The 15682-nt window shown below is 64.7% G+C and carries 19 protein-coding genes; 9 read left to right on the top strand and 10 right to left on the bottom strand.

Annotated elements, in window-relative coordinates; all coding sequences use genetic code 11:
- Positions 1-310 precede the first annotated feature (310 nt).
- From nicT to D0C15_RS35800, 3 genes are all read left to right on the top strand, one after another.
- Positions 311-1432, top strand: coding sequence for a Nickel transporter NicT (gene nicT, locus D0C15_RS26810; RefSeq protein ID WP_116050823.1), 1122 nt, complete (start codon positions 311-313; stop codon positions 1430-1432).
- Positions 1433-1673: 241 nt separating this feature from the next.
- Entirely contained in the window at positions 1674-1988 is a 315-nt protein-coding gene (locus D0C15_RS26805; protein ID WP_116050821.1) for a YgaP family membrane protein, read from the top strand.
- 469 nt (positions 1989-2457) lie between these two features.
- Positions 2458-2871: a GtrA family protein gene (locus D0C15_RS35800; protein ID WP_116050819.1), complete on the top strand. Its 414-nt coding sequence runs from the start codon at positions 2458-2460 to the stop codon at positions 2869-2871.
- 909 nt (positions 2872-3780) lie between these two features.
- Here the strand turns inward: D0C15_RS35800 and D0C15_RS26795 are convergent.
- Positions 3781-3996, bottom strand: coding sequence for a DUF2243 domain-containing protein (locus D0C15_RS26795; protein WP_116050817.1), 216 nt, complete (start codon positions 3994-3996; stop codon positions 3781-3783).
- 116 nt (positions 3997-4112) lie between these two features.
- On the opposite strand from D0C15_RS26795, the gene D0C15_RS26790 reads away from it, so the two are divergent.
- Both D0C15_RS26790 and D0C15_RS26785 read left to right on the top strand, forming a co-directional pair.
- On the top strand, positions 4113-4505 hold the full coding sequence (locus tag D0C15_RS26790; RefSeq protein ID WP_342768603.1) for a hypothetical protein: 393 nt from the start codon (positions 4113-4115) through the stop codon (positions 4503-4505).
- Between the two features lie 424 nt (positions 4506-4929).
- Positions 4930-5199, top strand: coding sequence for a metal-sensitive transcriptional regulator (locus tag D0C15_RS26785; protein ID WP_116050813.1), 270 nt, complete (start codon positions 4930-4932; stop codon positions 5197-5199).
- Positions 5200-5372: 173 nt separating this feature from the next.
- On the opposite strand, the gene D0C15_RS26780 is transcribed toward D0C15_RS26785, so the two are convergent.
- The 3 genes from D0C15_RS26780 to D0C15_RS26770 form a co-directional block, all read right to left on the bottom strand.
- On the bottom strand, positions 5373-5795 hold the full coding sequence (locus tag D0C15_RS26780) for a GNAT family protein (protein WP_116050811.1): 423 nt from the start codon (positions 5793-5795) through the stop codon (positions 5373-5375).
- A gap of 136 nt (positions 5796-5931) precedes the next feature.
- Positions 5932-6585 (bottom strand): ArsR/SmtB family transcription factor, encoded by a 654-nt coding sequence (locus D0C15_RS26775; RefSeq protein ID WP_116050809.1) that lies wholly within the window; start codon positions 6583-6585, stop codon positions 5932-5934.
- Positions 6586-6721: 136 nt separating this feature from the next.
- Positions 6722-7375 carry an ArsR/SmtB family transcription factor gene (locus D0C15_RS26770; protein ID WP_116050807.1) on the bottom strand — a complete coding sequence of 218 codons (654 nt, stop codon included), beginning with the start codon at positions 7373-7375 and terminating at the stop codon, positions 6722-6724.
- An 86-nt stretch (positions 7376-7461) separates the two neighbouring features.
- Here D0C15_RS26770 and D0C15_RS26765 point away from each other — a divergent pair, with 86 nt between their 5' ends.
- Genes D0C15_RS26765 through D0C15_RS34795 form a run of 3 tightly spaced genes read left to right on the top strand, consistent with a single transcriptional unit; the run spans position 7462 to position 10456 of the window.
- Positions 7462-8823: an MBL fold metallo-hydrolase gene (locus tag D0C15_RS26765; RefSeq protein ID WP_116050806.1), complete on the top strand. Its 1362-nt coding sequence runs from the start codon at positions 7462-7464 to the stop codon at positions 8821-8823.
- Positions 8820-10112 carry an MFS transporter gene (locus tag D0C15_RS26760; RefSeq protein WP_091676008.1) on the top strand — a complete coding sequence of 431 codons (1293 nt, stop codon included), beginning with the start codon at positions 8820-8822 and terminating at the stop codon, positions 10110-10112. Before D0C15_RS26765 ends, D0C15_RS26760 begins: the two co-directional genes overlap by 4 nt.
- The gene (locus tag D0C15_RS34795; RefSeq protein WP_211323335.1) at positions 10109-10456 is read left to right on the top strand and encodes a hypothetical protein; all 348 of its coding nucleotides are present in this window, start codon (positions 10109-10111) and stop codon (positions 10454-10456) included. Before D0C15_RS26760 ends, D0C15_RS34795 begins: the two co-directional genes overlap by 4 nt.
- A gap of 474 nt (positions 10457-10930) precedes the next feature.
- Here the strand turns inward: D0C15_RS34795 and D0C15_RS26750 are convergent, their stop codons facing one another.
- The 4 genes from D0C15_RS26750 to D0C15_RS26735 form a co-directional block, all read right to left on the bottom strand.
- On the bottom strand, positions 10931-11317 hold the full coding sequence (locus D0C15_RS26750) for a hypothetical protein (RefSeq protein ID WP_162830266.1): 387 nt from the start codon (positions 11315-11317) through the stop codon (positions 10931-10933).
- 106 nt (positions 11318-11423) lie between these two features.
- A complete protein-coding gene (locus D0C15_RS26745; RefSeq protein WP_116050802.1) occupies positions 11424-11756 on the bottom strand; it encodes a type IV toxin-antitoxin system AbiEi family antitoxin domain-containing protein in 333 nt (110 codons plus the stop codon).
- A gap of 342 nt (positions 11757-12098) precedes the next feature.
- Entirely contained in the window at positions 12099-12395 is a 297-nt protein-coding gene (locus D0C15_RS26740) for an MFS transporter (protein WP_245976278.1), read from the bottom strand.
- A 68-nt stretch (positions 12396-12463) separates the two neighbouring features.
- Positions 12464-12898 carry an Lrp/AsnC family transcriptional regulator gene (locus D0C15_RS26735; protein ID WP_116050800.1) on the bottom strand — a complete coding sequence of 145 codons (435 nt, stop codon included), beginning with the start codon at positions 12896-12898 and terminating at the stop codon, positions 12464-12466.
- Between the two features lie 80 nt (positions 12899-12978).
- Between D0C15_RS26735 and D0C15_RS26730 the strand changes: the two genes are divergently transcribed.
- Positions 12979-13833, top strand: a complete 855-nt coding sequence (locus D0C15_RS26730; RefSeq protein WP_116050798.1) for an MOSC domain-containing protein — start codon at positions 12979-12981, stop codon at positions 13831-13833.
- On the opposite strand, the gene D0C15_RS26725 is transcribed toward D0C15_RS26730, so the two are convergent.
- Both D0C15_RS26725 and D0C15_RS26720 read right to left on the bottom strand, forming a co-directional pair.
- A complete protein-coding gene (locus tag D0C15_RS26725) occupies positions 13787-14503 on the bottom strand; it encodes an ABC transporter ATP-binding protein (RefSeq protein ID WP_116050796.1) in 717 nt (238 codons plus the stop codon). The genes D0C15_RS26730 and D0C15_RS26725 overlap by 47 nt on opposite strands.
- Positions 14500-15579, bottom strand: a complete 1080-nt coding sequence (locus D0C15_RS26720) for an ABC transporter permease (protein WP_116050795.1) — start codon at positions 15577-15579, stop codon at positions 14500-14502. The genes D0C15_RS26725 and D0C15_RS26720 overlap by 4 nt, the downstream gene beginning before the upstream one ends.
- Between the last annotated feature and the right edge of the window lie 103 nt (positions 15580-15682).

Raw genomic sequence — 15682 nt, 5'->3', positions numbered from 1 at the left:
AGGAAATGGGCATCATCCTCGGCGTCGCGGTCCTGCTCGACGCCGCACTCATCCGACTCGTGCTCCTGCCGGTCCTGCTCCGCATCACCGGCCACTCCGCCTGGTGGTCACCGCGCTGGCTCCGTAAGGCACTGCCGACCATCACGTTCTCCCACTGACAAGTCCCGAGGGGTGGTCATGGCCACTGCTGTCGCGACCACCCCTCGGACCCGGAGCACATCACCCGCAGGACTGTGTGTCTGATCTGTGTGTGCCGCGCGGTGTTGGGTTGCAGGCCCCACTGTCGACGACGAGATGAGGAGATCAGGCCATGATCACACCCCCGCCAGCCTGGGCAGCCGCAATCCCGACGTCACAGGCACGACGCTCGATCGCCGGGATGGTCGGTTTCATCCTGGCCCTCAATGCGTTCGGCTGGGGAATGCTCGTTTTCGTTGTCATGCCGCAGCACCACATCCTGAACAGCTCACAGGTGTTCGGCATCGGGCTGGGTATTACCGCGTTTACACTCGGCGTCCGCCACGCCTTCGACGCCGACCACATCGCCGCTATCGACAACACCACCCGCAACCTGCTCGCTCAGGGACAACGCCCACTGTCCGTGGGATTCTGGTTCTCCCTCGGCCACTCCACGGTCGTGTTCGCGCTCTCCATAGCGTTGGCCGTGGGCGTGCGGGCGCTGGCCGGTGCAGTACAGGACGAGGAATCGGCACTGCGTCACACGGCTGGTGCCCTCGGCTCGGCGGTATCAGGCACCTTTCTCTACGCCATCGCGATCATGAACCTTGTCGCGCTGGCCGGGATCATCAAGGTGTATCGGCAGATGCGCGACCGGGCGGCCACAGAAGCAGATCTCGACAACCAACTCGACAACCGCGGGTTCCTCAACCGACTCCTCAAAGGCATCACCAAGGCAGTCCGCAAACCCTGGCATATCTACCCGGTCGGAGTGCTCTTCGGCCTCGGATTCGACACCGCTACTGAAATCGGTCTGCTCATACTCGCCGGCGGAGCCGCACTGTCCCTGCCCTGGTACGCCATCCTGGTGCTACCCGCACTGTTCACAGCAGGCATGACCATGTTCGACACAGCCGAGGGTGTCCTCATGAACGTCGCCTACAACTGGGCCCTCACCAAACCCCTTCGCCGAGTGTTCTACAACATCATCGTCACGACACTGTCCGTCGGCAGCGCGTTCCTCATCGGCACGGTGCAACTGGCATCACTACTCGCCGACACGCTCCACCCTGACTCCGGCCCCATCACCACCATCGCCGAATTCGACCTCAACTACGTCGGATTCGCACTTGTTGGACTGTTCATCCTTGTGTTCGCCCTCGCACTGCTGATCTGGCACCTCGGCAACTTCGACACGAAACCGCCGACACACGACAAAGACCACAAAACCATCAGCCACAAAGACACGACATGACACCTCCCGCGCTCTGTGTCGACAGCCGGCTCCTGCAGTACCCGCGCTCAGGACTCTATGACAGCCGTTCTTACCAGCACAATGGAACAGGTCCATATTTGCCCGACTGGCGATCCCGGACCAGATTGTCGCCACCCGATAGCCGTGACCAGCGAAATACCGATAGTTATAGAATATCACGCAGAGGAGTGGATTTCGTTACCAATATACGGATACTCACCGTATCTAACGCAGTCAAAAGATGAAACTTAAGCAGGAAGCGCGACGCTCACGCGACGAAGGAGAAGAAAAGTTGTCCCGTTCATTCCGTCCCAACTTTACGGCCCCGCTGAATACTCAGGTGAAATCATCCAAGTGGCAGTTGGAGCGAGTTCTCTTCGCGCTGGCAGGGACCATGAATCTGATCGGCCTGATTCTTTATATATTCGCGAGTGAATGGTTTTTGATTATTGTAGCACTAGTTGGAATTAACCAAGTTCTATTTGCCACAACCGGGTTTTGTCCGGCCTCTTTAATCCTTCGTCGCGCTGGCCTAAAAGGCGCTTGCAAATGGTGAGTTGGCTGCGAATCCTACACTCGCAACCGGAGCCTACCCTGAACACTGACGACCTACGAGTTGCTCATATATTGGCAGTAGCATTACCCGTGGTCCTCAAGAGCCTTCAAGGCGACACCAGTACGTGAAGGGATTTCGCCATCGCGGCAAAGCCCAAGATCACACTGAGACTGATGGAAGTACTTGGAAGAACGCGATTCTTTACAATTACGAGCCAAGTTGGCTGGTGCACTACACCTGACTTGCCTGTTTCTGGTCTCGTTGTACCGCAACGCCATCGCCATGATCGCGCCGAATGGAGCGTGCCGCACAAGGTGGTGGCGAAGTGAAATTGATTTTGAGAAAGGCTGCGCTGTCCGGGTCAGGGATACGATCTCACGTCGACTTCACGTGACACGGCGATGCCCAAGCCGGAAATCCGATACGCCTCCAGAGGGGGCGCAAATTTAGCGACGGTGGCAGGTGCTGGATGATTCGCGGGGATTTTCTTAGGCAGGCCGGATGGTACCTGTCCATCGGCACGGTTACGACTCTTGTTCAGGGGCTACTGTTCGTTGTTCTTCGCGCACCATGCGATGCGTCCTGTAGCAATTTAGTCGCAACTGGGTTGACCACTGTGGCGAATACTGAATTTCACCGTCTAGTCACGTTCGCCGGAGCACCGAACAGAAAGCTGCGCAGGTATTTACAAACTCTGATTTCCGCAGTGTTCTACATACTACATGGATCCGTAGCACTCGCCGTATTGGACACTGTGAAAGGTTCGTACGGTATTGTTACCGAAGCGCTGGTGGTCGTCTTGGCCAGTGCACTGGGGGGAACCATACGCTTCATCGTGTTGCGGCAATGGGTATTCCGTTCCAAGCAGGACGGACACACATAGGCTCAAGGCATGCGCGCGTCTCACGCTTTCCGGCCCATTCGTCCATCTTGGATTCAGGGGGAGTGAAGAAGGGCAGGACGAGCGCTTCAGCCGCCCACCGATGAAGAAAATGAGCTCTGCTGTGGCTGGCTAGGCATGTTCAATGCACCGCCGGTCATGCTCGTCCCAAGTCGTCCTGCATGATCAGCGCAAACTGAATGTCAGGCTCCGTCGACGCAGACGCTGACAGCGTGTCGCGGAGTCTCGAACATGTGACGAACGTGTTCACCGGGGGCTCGCCGAACGCAATCGCTCGAAAGCGGCCTCACGACCACCCGCTACCTCCTTGACGCTCGGAGTTCTTCCCACGGAAGGACCCCGAAGGCAGCAACTCGTACCGTTCGACCCTGCCCCACAGGGAGCCGAGCACCTCGGTGTGGGGCCCGGCTCCCTGTGACCGCGGTGATCAACGGCGGTTGAACATCTTCCACCACTTCCGCTCGGAACCGTCCTGCCCAGGTTGGCACTGACACCGCCGGGACGCGGGCACGCCGGCGAGCACCTGCTCGACATGGCGCCCACACCCGGTGTAAGTGGCCTTCCCGCAGGTCGAACACACAGCACGCTGACACATCGTTGAACCTCCTATAGCGACTACGTTCCATAATACCCCCCGGGGTATCTTTCATTCAAAAAACGGGGGGCGTTATCGTCTCTACCCCGGCCACTGTCGCTCGTTATCCCGCCGACGACGTGTGCTCGAAGGACGGTTCAGAAGCCGCGCGAGGTGCGTGTGGGCGGGTCAGCTGCCAGCGGCTGCCAGCGGCCGTGCGGGGGTGCAGTTGGATGTGGGTGCGACCCGGTGGCGAGGCAACATCGGACAGCGAGGACGGCCGCGAGAGCGATCTCCGTCAAGTCGCCGCCAGTACATCAGCTGCGCGCCCGTGTGCAGGTCGGCCGCACTGCAGGTGGTGCCGGGCGGCGGGGTGACGTACCCGCATACAACATGAAGCCGGCGACCAGCCCGAGCAATTCGGCGGTATGCCACAGACCGCTCGAGAGCAACCCGATGGGACGCGTGGAGCGGTCGTAGAAGTGATGCCAGGCCAGGATCTGGTGAAAGACGATCTCACCGAGCGCGGCCATCACCGCCACACACCCAACAGTGCACACACCGCCAGAGGCCGCCGCGCCGCGGGCACCCCATGATGCAACGCGCACTATGGCAAGGTTTGCTCTCCGGCGCGGCCGGGGTCACAGTCATGACGCCCGGTGAAAAGCTGGAACAAAGCCTGACGAACCGGCCGAACTTCCACGTCCCCGCGCGAGTGCTGCAGCGGTTGATCGGCATGAGAGAACACCCCGGGCGACAGCCACAGCCAGTGAACTGGGCGATGCACTTCGGCCAGGACGTCGCGCTCGGCGTCCTGCGCTCGGTGATGGCCCACGCCGGACTGCGCGGCCCGTGGTCTTCGACGAAGTTCACCGTGATCCTGCTGACCAACGACCAGATCCTGGCAAACGCCACCGGTGCCGTCGCCGACGCCCTCGCCGCGCGCATCGGTCCCGGGCCCGGGCAACGACATGCCGCGATCCTGCTCGGCCGACACTCCGACGTCGGATCACCGCCCCGCGCGGGCACCTGCAGCCGCTAGGCAGAGCGCGATAAGCCAAGGCGCCGCTCTCACTCGGGCCCTACGTCCACCAGTTGCGTTCACCTTGACTGCCACTGGACGCTTTCGGCCGGTCATCGACGGATCGACTCAACCTGTCTGATCACGAGTTCGGCCTGCTGTCCCTGCCCCGAACTGTTGACCAATAAGTGCAGGTCGCTGGATTCTCGTACGGGTTAGCCCGGTGGCGACGGTACGCCTACCTTACAGGCCTCGTTTCGGCGCGGCCTCGGCCACGCTGATCCCCGCCCTCGACAGTACGAATCGCGCAATCTCGTCCACCAGGCCGCCGCCGGTCGCCTCAGCCCGAGGCTGCACCGACGCCGTCGGGAAGCGGACTCTCCCCACTGCCGATACCGCACGGGGTATACTGGTGCCAGTTCGGGATTACTTAAGGAGGGTTCGTATGACTGGGGACGAAGAAACCATCGCGCAGGTACTCAATCGGCTCCGCCGCGCGCAAGGGCAACTCGCGGGCGTGATCGCCATGATCGAAGCTGGCCGAGGCTGCAAAGACGTCGTCACTCAACTCGCCGCCGTCTCGCGCGCCCTCGACCGTGCCGGATTCAAGATCGTAGCCACAGGCATGCGCCAATGCCTCACCGGCAACGACGACAACAACCAGGAACCCCTGACCGAAGCCGAACTCGAGAAGCTGTTCCTCGCCCTCGCCTAACCCTGACATGCCTATGTACACGAGCTTCGAAGTAACCCGTTCGGAAGCCGGCAAAGCAGCTCAGCGCGCAGCGGAGCGAACATTTCAACCAGCGCCCTGACCGATCCGGATCAGCTGGCAGTGCTCTGCACGAGAAGGAGTGAAGGACTGATGCCGGTACCGTGTATCCACGGTTAGCAGTGACGACCGCAGTGGCCGTGGTTGTGGCCCTGTCGACGTGCCGTGGCGAGCGCGGCAACAGCAGCGGTGATACGAGCGATGCCCGCGCCGCCGCCCCAGCCGGAACTGGTGACCTCGACCGAGTCACCGTCGCCGGCCACCGGAAGCTCTCGACACAGTCCCCTGCCCTGTAAAGGATTAAGCGTCCCGAGCTGCGGCGACCCGAATGTCGGTGCACCCACTGGCGGTTCCGAGTTCGAGCACAGCCGGGTCGTCGACGGCGACGACCCAGATGCCCGCGCGATGGCGCTGTCGATGACGGCAGTGGTGGACCAGCGGTAGCCGGGTCCGCGGGCGAGGGCGCCGGCGACCAGGACGCGACCGTAGCCACGGCGCAGATACTCCGGGTCGACGCGGACGTGCTCGATAACCCCCACGCGGGAAGCGCGCGGGTTCGCGCATTCATGTGCCTCTGGGGTGATGAACTCGGTGGTCGATCGTGTCGTTTGCCCTGTTCAGAGTGCGGGTTCCACATGGTTGACATGGCTGCAGTTGCGGCCCGGGCTGGGTGGGTCAGCTGGCGATGGGGAGTTCGGCGACGCGCCATTCGAGCATGCCGTCGGTGAGGCGCTGGGCTCTGCGGCCGTGTTGGGTGAGGAGTCGGACGGCGTGGTGCGCGAGGACGCAGTAGGCGCCGCGGCAGTAGGCGACGATGTCCTGGTCTTTGGGGAGATCGTCGAGTCGGGCGGGGAGTTCGTCGAGGGGGACGCCGAGGGCGCCGGGGATGTGTCCTGCGGCGTATTCCTCGGGTGGGCGTACGTCGATGACCAGGACCTCGCCTGCCTCGGCGCGGCCCAGGAGTTCCTCTCGGGTGACCTGGTCGACGTCGGGACCGTGGTAGGTGGCGCGCGCGGTTTCCGCTTCGGGTAGTCGCTGGTGGGCGACGGTGCGGATGAGGTGGAAGAGCGCGGCGACGTTGTCGTCGGCGAGCCGGTAGTAGATCTTGGTGCCGGCGCGGCGGGTGGTGACGAGGTTCGCGTGTTTGAGTTTCTGCAGATGCGATGAGGCCAGGCTGATCGACACGTTGGTTGCCGAGGCAAGTGCGTCCACGGAGCGTTCGGCTTGGACGAGCAGATTGAGTAGTTCCAGGCGTTTGCCGCTGGCGAGTGCGTGACCGATGCGAGCGAACTCGTCGAACAGCGCTGTTTTGGCTTCTCGTTCCCCCATAGTTCTCCAATCTTCGTTTGAGCGTAGAACAGGCGCATGGTGCGGGTCCAGTGCCCTGACCGGGCTGGCCTGGCAAACTCCGCACGCGTCGCTGTTGGGGTTAGGGTCAGTTGGAGCGTGCCGAGGAGTGGGGGTATCAGCCGCTGATGGGCAGGCCGGCTAACCGCCACTCGAGCATTCCGTCGCTCAGGCGGCGGGCACGTTTGCCGTGCGAGGTGAGCGCGCGCACGGCGTCGTGGGCGAGCACGCAGTAAGTGCCGCGGCAGTAGGCGACGATCTCCTGCTCGGCGGGGAGTTCGGCGAGATGGTCGGCGAGGTCGTCCACCGGGACGGACAGCGCGCCGGGAATGTGCCCGGCGGCATACTCCTCCCTGGGGCGCACGTCGAGCACGATGATCTCTTCGGCCTGGACACGGCGCATCAGTTCCTCGCGGCTGAGTTCCTCGGTGTCGGGGCCGAGGTAGGCGGCACGGGCGGCCTCGACGTCGGGCAGATGTTGGTGGGCGACCGCCCGGGTCAGCGCGTAGAGCTGCGCGACATCGATGCCGGCAAGGCGATAGTAGATCTTGGTGCCCTCGCGGCGGGTGATGACCAGGTTGGCCCGCTTGAGGATCTGCAGGTGCGCCGACGTCGTGGTCAGCCTCAACCCCGCAGCTCGTGCCAGGGAGTCCACGGTGCGTTCGCCCTGGGCGAGCAGATCCAGCAATTCCAGACGCGTGCCACTACCCAGAGCCCTGCCCACGCGCGCGAACTGGTCGAACAACACCGTCTTCGATTCGCGATCACCCATGGTTCTCCAATCCTCGTTTGAATAGTGTATAACAAGGCGGTGGGGCAGGTAGCCCGCAGGACTGTGTAGTGAGGAGGCATCGTCCGATGACCGGAATTGATCTTGTTCCCCTTGTCGACGAGGGGCTGGGGAACTCCGCCTATCTGGTGGACCTGGGCGACGGGCGGGCCCTGGTGGTGGATGTCAGCCTGGACCTGCGCGGGGCATGGCGGGCCGCGCGGCGGCGGGGCCTGACCGTGGCGTTCGCTGCCGACACGCATCTGCACGCCGACTTCCTCTCCGGCGCCCGCCACCTCGCCGCGACCGAAGGCACCCAGATCCTGGCGTCCGCAGCCGGGCACCGCGAGTTCACCCACAACGGACTGCACGACGGGGACGAGATTGATCTCGGCGGGCTGCGGCTCCGCGCGCTGGCCACCCCGGGCCACACCCACGAACACCTGTCGTTCCTGCTGCTCGACGGGGATACTCCCGCCGGGGTGTTCACCGGCGGGTCGCTGCTCGTGGGATCCGCCGCGCGCACCGACCTGGTCTCGGCCGAGCAGACCGAGGACCTGGCCCGGCAGCAGTACGCCTCGCTGCAGCGGCTGGCCACACTGCCCGACGAGGTCGCGGTGTGGCCCACCCACGGTGCGGGCTCGTTCTGCTCCGCACCACCGGGCACCGAGCGCACCAGCACCATCGGGCGGGAGAAGACCAGCAACCCGTTGCTGCGGGCGGAGAACGAGGATGGCTTCGTCGCCGATCTCCTGGGGTCTCTCGGCAGCTTCCCGCCCTACTTCCTGCGCCTGAGCGAGGTCAACCGCCGCGGCTCGGTGGTGCTTGACACCGATCCCGCTCTGCCGCCGCTGGACGTGGGCGCCGTGCAATCGTTGTTGACCGATGGCGCTCAACTGGTCGACACGCGATCGGTGCCCGAGTTCGCTGCAGGGCACGTCCCCGGCGCGCTGTCGATTCCGTTTCGGCCGGTGTTCGCGTCCTGGCTGGGCTGGCTTGCCCCCCACGACCGGCCGTTGGTCATCGTGCGCGGTGCTGATCAGGATCCGGCGGAGATCGCCTGGCAAGCCACCAAGATCGGCTACACCAACCTTGCCGGCGAACTGACGGGCGGAGTCGACGCTTGGACCGCCGCCGGGCATTCCGCGACCAGTACTCGGCTCGTGCGGGCCGGCCAGCTCGGTCGTGAGCGGATCCTGGATATTCGTCAGACTGCGGAGTTCGCGGCCGGACACCTTCCTGGGGCCACGCATATAGAACTGGGTGAGCTGGCGGCGCGCGCCGGGGATCTGTCGCGGGAGCCGACGGTTCTGATGTGCGGGCACGGCGAGCGGGCCATGGGCGCGGCCAGCCTGCTCGAACAGGCCGGTCACCGGGATCTCGCTGTGCTCGACGGCGGGCCGCAGGACTGGGCCACGGTCAGCGGCCGTTCGTTGGAGTCCAGGACGTGACCACGGCGAAACCGCTCCGGCTTGGGTTGCGGGCCAACCTGGCCCAGTTCAGCCTGCTGGTTGCCGTCAATGCGCTCGTCGGTGGCATGGTGGGCCAGGAGCAGACAGTGCTGCCGCTGCTGGCCGAACGGGAATTCCACCTGGTCGGCTACACCTTCCTGCTGACCTACGTGTTCGCCTTCGGCGTGACGAAAGCCGCGACCAACTACTTCGCCGGCACGTGGTCGGATCGGTTCGGCCGCAAACCGGTGCTGATCGCCGGGTGGTTAATCGCGCTACCCGTGCCGCTGATGCTGATCTGGGCACCGAACTGGGGCTGGGTTATCGCGGCCAACGTCCTGCTCGGCGTCAACCAGGGCCTGACCTGGTCCACCACAGTCATCATGAAAATCGACCTCGTCGGGCCGAGGCAACGCGGCACGGCCATGGGTTTCAACGAAGCCGCGGGCTACGGCGCGGTTGCCGTCACCGCCGCACTCGCCGGATATCTCGCCGCCCGCTACGGGTTACGTCCCGCGCCATTCCTTCTCGGGCTCTCCTACGCCGCACTCGGACTCGGTGTGTCCGTGTTCTTCGTGCGCGAGACCCGCGAGCACGCCCGGCTGGAAGCCGCCAGCCACGCCACCTCGACCGTCAGCGGCCGTGCTCATACGCACGCCGAGTTGAGCAACCGGCAGGTGTTCGCCCGGACCAGCGTGAGCGAGCCCGCACTGTCCTCGGCCAGCCAGGCCGGCCTGGTCAACAACCTCAACTTCGGGCTGTCCTGGGGACTGTTTCCGCTCCTGTTCGCCACCACCGGCATGTCGGTGGGTCACGTCGGTGTCCTCGTCGCGCTCTACCCGGCCGTGTGGGGCGCCGGGCAACTCGTCACCGGCGCCCTGTCCGACCGATGGGGCCGCAAACACCTCATCACCGCCGGCATGCTCACCCAGGCCGGCGCGCTCGCCCTCCTCGCGAGCGTGGACACCTTCACCTGGTGGACGATCGCCACCATGCTGCTCGGCGTGGGGACCGCGATGGTCTATCCCACCCTGCTCGCCACGATCGGCGATGTCGCCCACCCCTCCTGGCGCGCCCGCGCGGTGGGCGTCTATCGGCTCTGGCGCGACAGCGGCTACGCCGTCGGTGCGCTCGTCGGTGGCATCGTGGCCGACGTCTGGGGTCTGCGCTCCGCCATCTGGGCCGCCGCCGCCATCAGCGTCGCCTCCGGCCTTGTCGTCGCGTACCGCATGTACGAAACCCATCCCGCAACCGCCAGACAGCAGACCCGCGAGGAGAGCACATCGTGACCACACCCATAGGGTTGCGGGAAGGTCCCGTTTATCTCGGCTACAACGCCACCACACCGGTGGACCCGAGGGGCGCGGAGACCTTCCTGCCCCACCTCACCGAACACTTCGGCAACCCGTCGAGCAGCCACCTGCTGCTACTCGACCACATCGGCAGCCACCACAGTCCGATCCACTTTAGACAGCGACTACAGGAGAAACTGACCGTCCGCAAACTCGGCGACTACCAGACCCGCCGACCGCTGCCACCTGTACAGAGATGCGGGTTCGTCATCCACCACCAGCATCGACTCAAAGCAGGCACCGGAATACTCTCCCTGGTGACCAACGGTCACCCCAGATGAGGTGGCCAGACAATCGAGGGAAGCTCACCCAGTTCATGCCGAGTGATGGACCCCGATGAGCACAGCAGCGCGAACGGAGACATAACGGAGCCCACATCGCTCATTCGCGTAAGCAAAGATGACCTTGAAGTCATAAAAACCGCACGTAGAAGCCTTGCATCCGGATGCCCCGTTCAAGATCACCGCGATCTGACCAACGGGCTTTTAATCCCTGGGTCCAGGGTTCGAGCCCCTGGCGGCCCACTCGATCTTGGGTGCCCCTTGTTCGGCGGGCACGCCTTCCCAGGTGGCAATCGTCGTCATTTCTTGTGGGACCGAGCCCCACACCCCAGCCGTGGGCACGCCCCCGGACCCCCATCCCGGCGGCTTGGTTCGCACGCTGACACGTTAGGCCCACCACGAAAGCGCCGTTTACCTGCGAGAACGGCTAATTTTATGATCTTTCTGCGGTGCTTGCCGGGCAGGTGCGGCAGCTCACACAGCCGGACTCGCCAGCCCCGCCCCCCGCGTGTGCGGTGTTACTTCCCAGCGCCTGCGGTCGGGGTTCCAGGTTCGATCGGCGACGTCCTCGGTTGCCAGCGGGTCGGCGAAGGCCACCACGTCGGCGACGAGGTCGGCGAATGTGTCGGGATAGGAGTTCCCGTCGACTCCTTGTCGTTTCCGCCAAGCCCGGAAGGAGCCTGCGCGTCGGGCCGGCAGGCTGACGATCGCCTCCGACAGCAGTCGCAACTCGACCCCGCGATAGTCGGCCGTGCTGCGCAGGGCACGGTACATCGAAGAGCCGTTCAACTCGTGCCGGCCGGTCAGCCGCCAAATGTCGGCCCAGTCGCGCTCGCGCGTGTTGGCATCACCGAGCGACAACGCGGTGGTCAGCTTTCCGCCAGCACCGTCTCCAGCGGATACCCCCGGATCTGGAACCCACCGTCGGCAAGCAACTGCGGATACTGCGTGACCACGACTCCTGGGGTCACCGGGCGGGCATGGTGATCCGCATCCCCTCGTATAGATCACCCTCACAAATCACCGCCGATCCGATCCGCTCGACGGCGAACTCGACGCCATCGTCGATCTCGATCCGCGCGATCTCCACCGCCCGTGGCACCCGCAGCGACACCGCCAGCAAGTCCAGGTGAGCGGTCTCCGCGGCACTCGCCTTGCGATATACCCCACGCGACAGCTCCAGCACCGCGCCCTCGGTCTTCAACCGATACAGCCGGCTACGCGACACCCCGACCTCTACCGCAGCGTGCGCGGTGAACGTCGGCGGAAGCCGCGCAAGCACATCACCGCGTCCCGTCATGCACTCCTCCTATCGCGAACCAAAGCCATACCACTAGACATCGATCTGGCATGGTTTTAGTTCAGCGTTCGAGCCCCTGGCGGTCCACCACTAAGTCGTTGCGCGAGCAGTGTGTGCAACAACTGGTTCGCATACTGGCTGCGCCTTGACCTGTCGCCGTTACTGGTAGCCGTTGGTTTCTACTGCTGGCTAGTCGATGAGGCTGACAGGTAACCCGTCGAACAGCCGAGTCCGGAGCGCACTTCTGGTTCACCAGACGTGCCGTGGATGGTCCGGTCGTTGTGGTCAATCACCACGCCGACCTCTTCCTCGGCTTCGCGGGCGGAGGAGGCGAGTCCGCCGTCAGAAACGGAGCGCGCGGATGGTGTTGAGGTCGAGGCCATAGCGGGCGTAGATCTTGATGATGTTCCCGCCAGTCAGATCGGCTTCGGTGTAGCCGAGCAGCCCGGCGACCCTGATTACCTCGTCCTTGGACCCGGCTTCGATCTCCAGATACGTCGGGATCTGCGGCCAAGTGTCGATCTCTAGCTGTGCGCCGTCGAGAAATGAAGCTGATGCGCTTGGATTCCTGATAGGACTTCGCCGTGAAGCCCATCTGCCGAGCAGTGTGTTGGTGGCGGCGAAGTCATCGACGCTCACTTCGATCTCGTGGGTGCCGTCGATGGCGTCGCTGGTGATGTGCTCGTTGTCCGTCAGGTGGGCCGGGACTAGGGCTTGATCGTCTTCATCGTGAGGTGGGAGACCACTCGCGCGATGCCAGGAGTGTCCTCGAGCCTGGTGGTCACGAACCTCTCGAACGACGCCAGGTCAGCGGTGGCGACTCTGAGGAAATAGTCGGGCAAGCCGAACATCCGGCGAAACTCAATCACCTCGTCGAAGGACGCGACGTCGGACTCGAACCGCGCGACTGTGGCACGGTCCTTGACGGCGAGGTCGACATTGACGATGACCTCGAACGCACGTCCGATCTGGTTCGGATCAACATGTGCGTGGTACCCGGTAATCACCCCAGCTTGTTCGAGTCGGCGAACCCGGCGCAAGCAGGGAGCCGGGGTCAGGCCCACCCGGTCCGCGAGGTCGGTGTTCGAGAGCCGGCCGTCCTGCCGCAACTGCTCGATTATTGCGCGATCAGTCCGATCCATGGGTAGAATCATGCGCCATCCGGCAATATGGAGCAATATCGGCAATCGAATTGCTCCATGAGCCTACTAGCGTTGCTGACATGGACAAAGCGATGGTCGCCGAGCTGCACTCCTACCCCGTCAAGAGTTGCGCCGGCATCTCGCTACGTGACGGGATGCTCACCTCGGCCGGGCTGGCGCACGACCGCAGTTTCATGATCGTCGGGCCCGGCGGAGCGTGCCGTACTCAGCGCCGCGATCCGCGATTGGCGCTCATCCGGCCCGAGATCAACACCGACGGTGGGCAGCTCGTCCTCCATGGACCTGATGGAGATGCTGTCCGGATCGAGGTGGACCTCACCGCCCCACGCCAGACGGTCAGCCTGTTCGGCACCGATCACCACGGGATTGACCAGGGCGATGAAGCCGCCGAATGGATCACGGACGTACTGCGTGTGCCGAGCAGGCTCGTACGGGTGCCGCAGGAACAACATCGCGTCACAGATGGGCTGACACCGGGAACATCGGCCTACGCCGACAGCTGCCCAGTGCACGTCATGTCGTCGTCCTCGGTCCGCCACCTCAACGAGCGGATCACCGGCGGGGGTGGCGAGCCGGTACCGATGAACCGCTTCCGGCCCAATATCGTGATCGACGGCTGGGACGAACCGTACCTGGAGGACCGGATGCGTCAGGCCGCCCTCGGCGACACCGAACTCGGCTACGCCAAGCTCGCGATCCGCTGTGTCACCACAACGGTCCGCCAAGAGACCGGCACGAAAGCCGGGCCGGAACCGCTGCGCACGCTTGCCGGGTATCGCCGTGCCGTCGAGGGTGGCGTCGCCATCGGCGCCAAGTTCGCCGTATTGCGTCCTGGCAAGCTCACCGTCGGCGACGAACTGACCGTTCTCAGCTGGGACCAGCCGGAGCTGTGCGGGACCGCGGGACACCGGTGAGACGTCCATCTTGGACCTCGGCGATCTGGTCGACGGCCGTGAGCATCGACCGCTCATGGGTGACCAGGACGGTAGCTGTCGCCTGCTGGTGAGTCAGTGTGGTGATCAGGTCGAGCACCGCTGCACCGCGTTCGTGGTCGAGGGCACTGGTGGGTTCGTCGACCAGAAGAACCGCGGGGTCGTTCATGAGCGCGCGGGCGATGTTGACGCGTTGACGCTGGCCGCCGGAGAGCTGGTGGGGACGGCGGTTGGCCTGATCGGCCAGGCCGACCACCTCCAGCAGGTCCAGGGCCTTGGTTCGGGCCCGTTTGGGGCTACGCCCGGCCAGATGGGCCATGACCTGGAGTTGTTCGACGGCGGTGAGCGCGGGCAGCAGATTTGGCTGCTGGAAGACGATGCCGACCGTGGTGCGGCGCAACGCGGTCAGTTCCGCGCGGTTGAGCCCGGCGGTCGCGGTGCCCGCGAGGCTGACTCCGCCGCTGTCGGGAGCGATCAGCGTGGCGGCAACGGCGAGCAGGCTCGACTTACCGGAGCCGGAGGGGCCGACAACCGCGGTGAGGGTGCCCGCGGGCACGGTCAGGCTCACGTGATCCAGGGCGGTCAGCCTGCCTGCGCCGTCGGGGTAGGTGAGGGTGATGTCGGCCAGCCGCAGGCCGGTGTCGCTGGTCATCGGGCACTTCCCAGAGCGGTGAGGGGGTCGACGGAGGTAATACGGCGAATGGAGATAGCGGCCCCGAGTGCGCCCAGGATGATCAGGACGGTCATCGGCAGCAGCACGGTTGTGGCGTCGAGGACGAAGGGCACGCTGTCGCCGATGGCCACACCGATGCCTGCCGCGAGTGCGGTACCGATTCCGGTACCGATGACGAGGACGAGCACGGCCTGGGCGAGAGCGTCCCTGAGCAGATACCCGGTGGCCGCCCCCAGAGCCTTGAGCACCGCGACATCTCCGCTGCGCTGGATGGTCCACACAGTGAAGAACGCCCCGATGACCAAGGCGGAAATGGCGAAGAGGAATCCGCGCATCAGTTGCAGCGAGCCGTTCTCCGCCGTGTAGGAACCGATCGCCTGCAGGGCATCGCCGACGCTGACGGTCGTGGTGCTCAGCGTCTCGTCTGCCGCCGGCAGACCAGATCCGGACACTGTGGACAGTGCTACCACTGTGGCTCCCATACCGTCGCCGGCCGTGGCACCCAGCCGTTGCCAATCGCTCAGCGATACCCATGCCACCGGCGTGTGGCTGTACATGGCATCTCCGCCGACAGCCGCGACGGTCATCACGTCCCCGCCCACCCTGATGCTGTCCCCAGGCAGCACGGCGAGTTCGGCGGCGGCCGGGCCGGACAGCACCACGGTGCCGCCGGTCAACGCATCCGCGTGCGGTGCGATAGGCGAGCCGGGCCGGACACCGAAGGCGGACAACGAAAAGCTCGCGCTGCCGACCTGCGCCCTGGTCATGGCGATCCCCAGCGGCTCGGCGGAACGCACACCAGGAACCTCGCCCCACTGCTGCCAGACGTGCTGCTCGATCCGCGAGTTGGTGAAGGAGACGTCCTGGCCGCCACCGGGGGCCGCGAAGGCGAGATGGTCGGCGGGCAGCGAGGTGATGGCGGAGACGTTCTCCCTGCCCAGCCCCGCGGTGAGCCCGGACAACAGTCCCACCAGCAGCGTGATCAGCAAGATCACGGCGCCCATCAGGGCGAAGCGCCCCTTGGCGAAGCGTAGATCTCTCCAGGCGACGAACACGGCTTTCCCTACCTCTGACAGGTCCGGGCCCGACGCCCGGCGACTCCGTCCACAATCGCCTCCGTGCCCTGCTCCGGGCATCGGGCCCGGGAATGCCTGCCGG

The sequence above is a fragment of the Amycolatopsis palatopharyngis genome, from assembly GCF_003385185.1.
In the GTDB taxonomy this organism is placed as follows: Bacteria; Actinomycetota; Actinomycetes; order Mycobacteriales; family Pseudonocardiaceae; genus Amycolatopsis; species Amycolatopsis palatopharyngis.
This window is presented reverse-complemented; position numbering and strand designations above follow the sequence as displayed.

What these genes read in the sequence shown, in the direction of transcription:
- D0C15_RS26735 (WP_116050800.1), bottom strand. Translation starts at nt 12,898, where the DNA reads ATGGATCGGACTGATCGCGCAATAATCGAGCAGTTGCGGCAGGACGGC.
- D0C15_RS26790 (WP_342768603.1), top strand. Translation starts at nt 4,113, where the DNA reads ATGACGCCCGGTGAAAAGCTGGAACAAAGCCTGACGAACCGGCCGAAC.
- D0C15_RS26770 (WP_116050807.1), bottom strand. Translation starts at nt 7,375, where the DNA reads ATGGGTGATCGCGAATCGAAGACGGTGTTGTTCGACCAGTTCGCGCGC.
- D0C15_RS26775 (WP_116050809.1), bottom strand. Translation starts at nt 6,585, where the DNA reads ATGGGGGAACGAGAAGCCAAAACAGCGCTGTTCGACGAGTTCGCTCGC.
- D0C15_RS26805 (WP_116050821.1), top strand. Translation starts at nt 1,674, where the DNA reads ATGAAACTTAAGCAGGAAGCGCGACGCTCACGCGACGAAGGAGAAGAA.
- D0C15_RS26730 (WP_116050798.1), top strand. Translation starts at nt 12,979, where the DNA reads ATGGACAAAGCGATGGTCGCCGAGCTGCACTCCTACCCCGTCAAGAGT.
- D0C15_RS26745 (WP_116050802.1), bottom strand. Translation starts at nt 11,756, where the DNA reads ATGACGGGACGCGGTGATGTGCTTGCGCGGCTTCCGCCGACGTTCACC.
- D0C15_RS26765 (WP_116050806.1), top strand. Translation starts at nt 7,462, where the DNA reads ATGACCGGAATTGATCTTGTTCCCCTTGTCGACGAGGGGCTGGGGAAC.
- D0C15_RS26725 (WP_116050796.1), bottom strand. Translation starts at nt 14,503, where the DNA reads ATGACCAGCGACACCGGCCTGCGGCTGGCCGACATCACCCTCACCTAC.
- D0C15_RS26795 (WP_116050817.1), bottom strand. Translation starts at nt 3,996, where the DNA reads ATGGCCGCGCTCGGTGAGATCGTCTTTCACCAGATCCTGGCCTGGCAT.
- D0C15_RS35800 (WP_116050819.1), top strand. Translation starts at nt 2,458, where the DNA reads ATGATTCGCGGGGATTTTCTTAGGCAGGCCGGATGGTACCTGTCCATC.
- D0C15_RS26785 (WP_116050813.1), top strand. Translation starts at nt 4,930, where the DNA reads ATGACTGGGGACGAAGAAACCATCGCGCAGGTACTCAATCGGCTCCGC.
- nicT (WP_116050823.1), top strand. Translation starts at nt 311, where the DNA reads ATGATCACACCCCCGCCAGCCTGGGCAGCCGCAATCCCGACGTCACAG.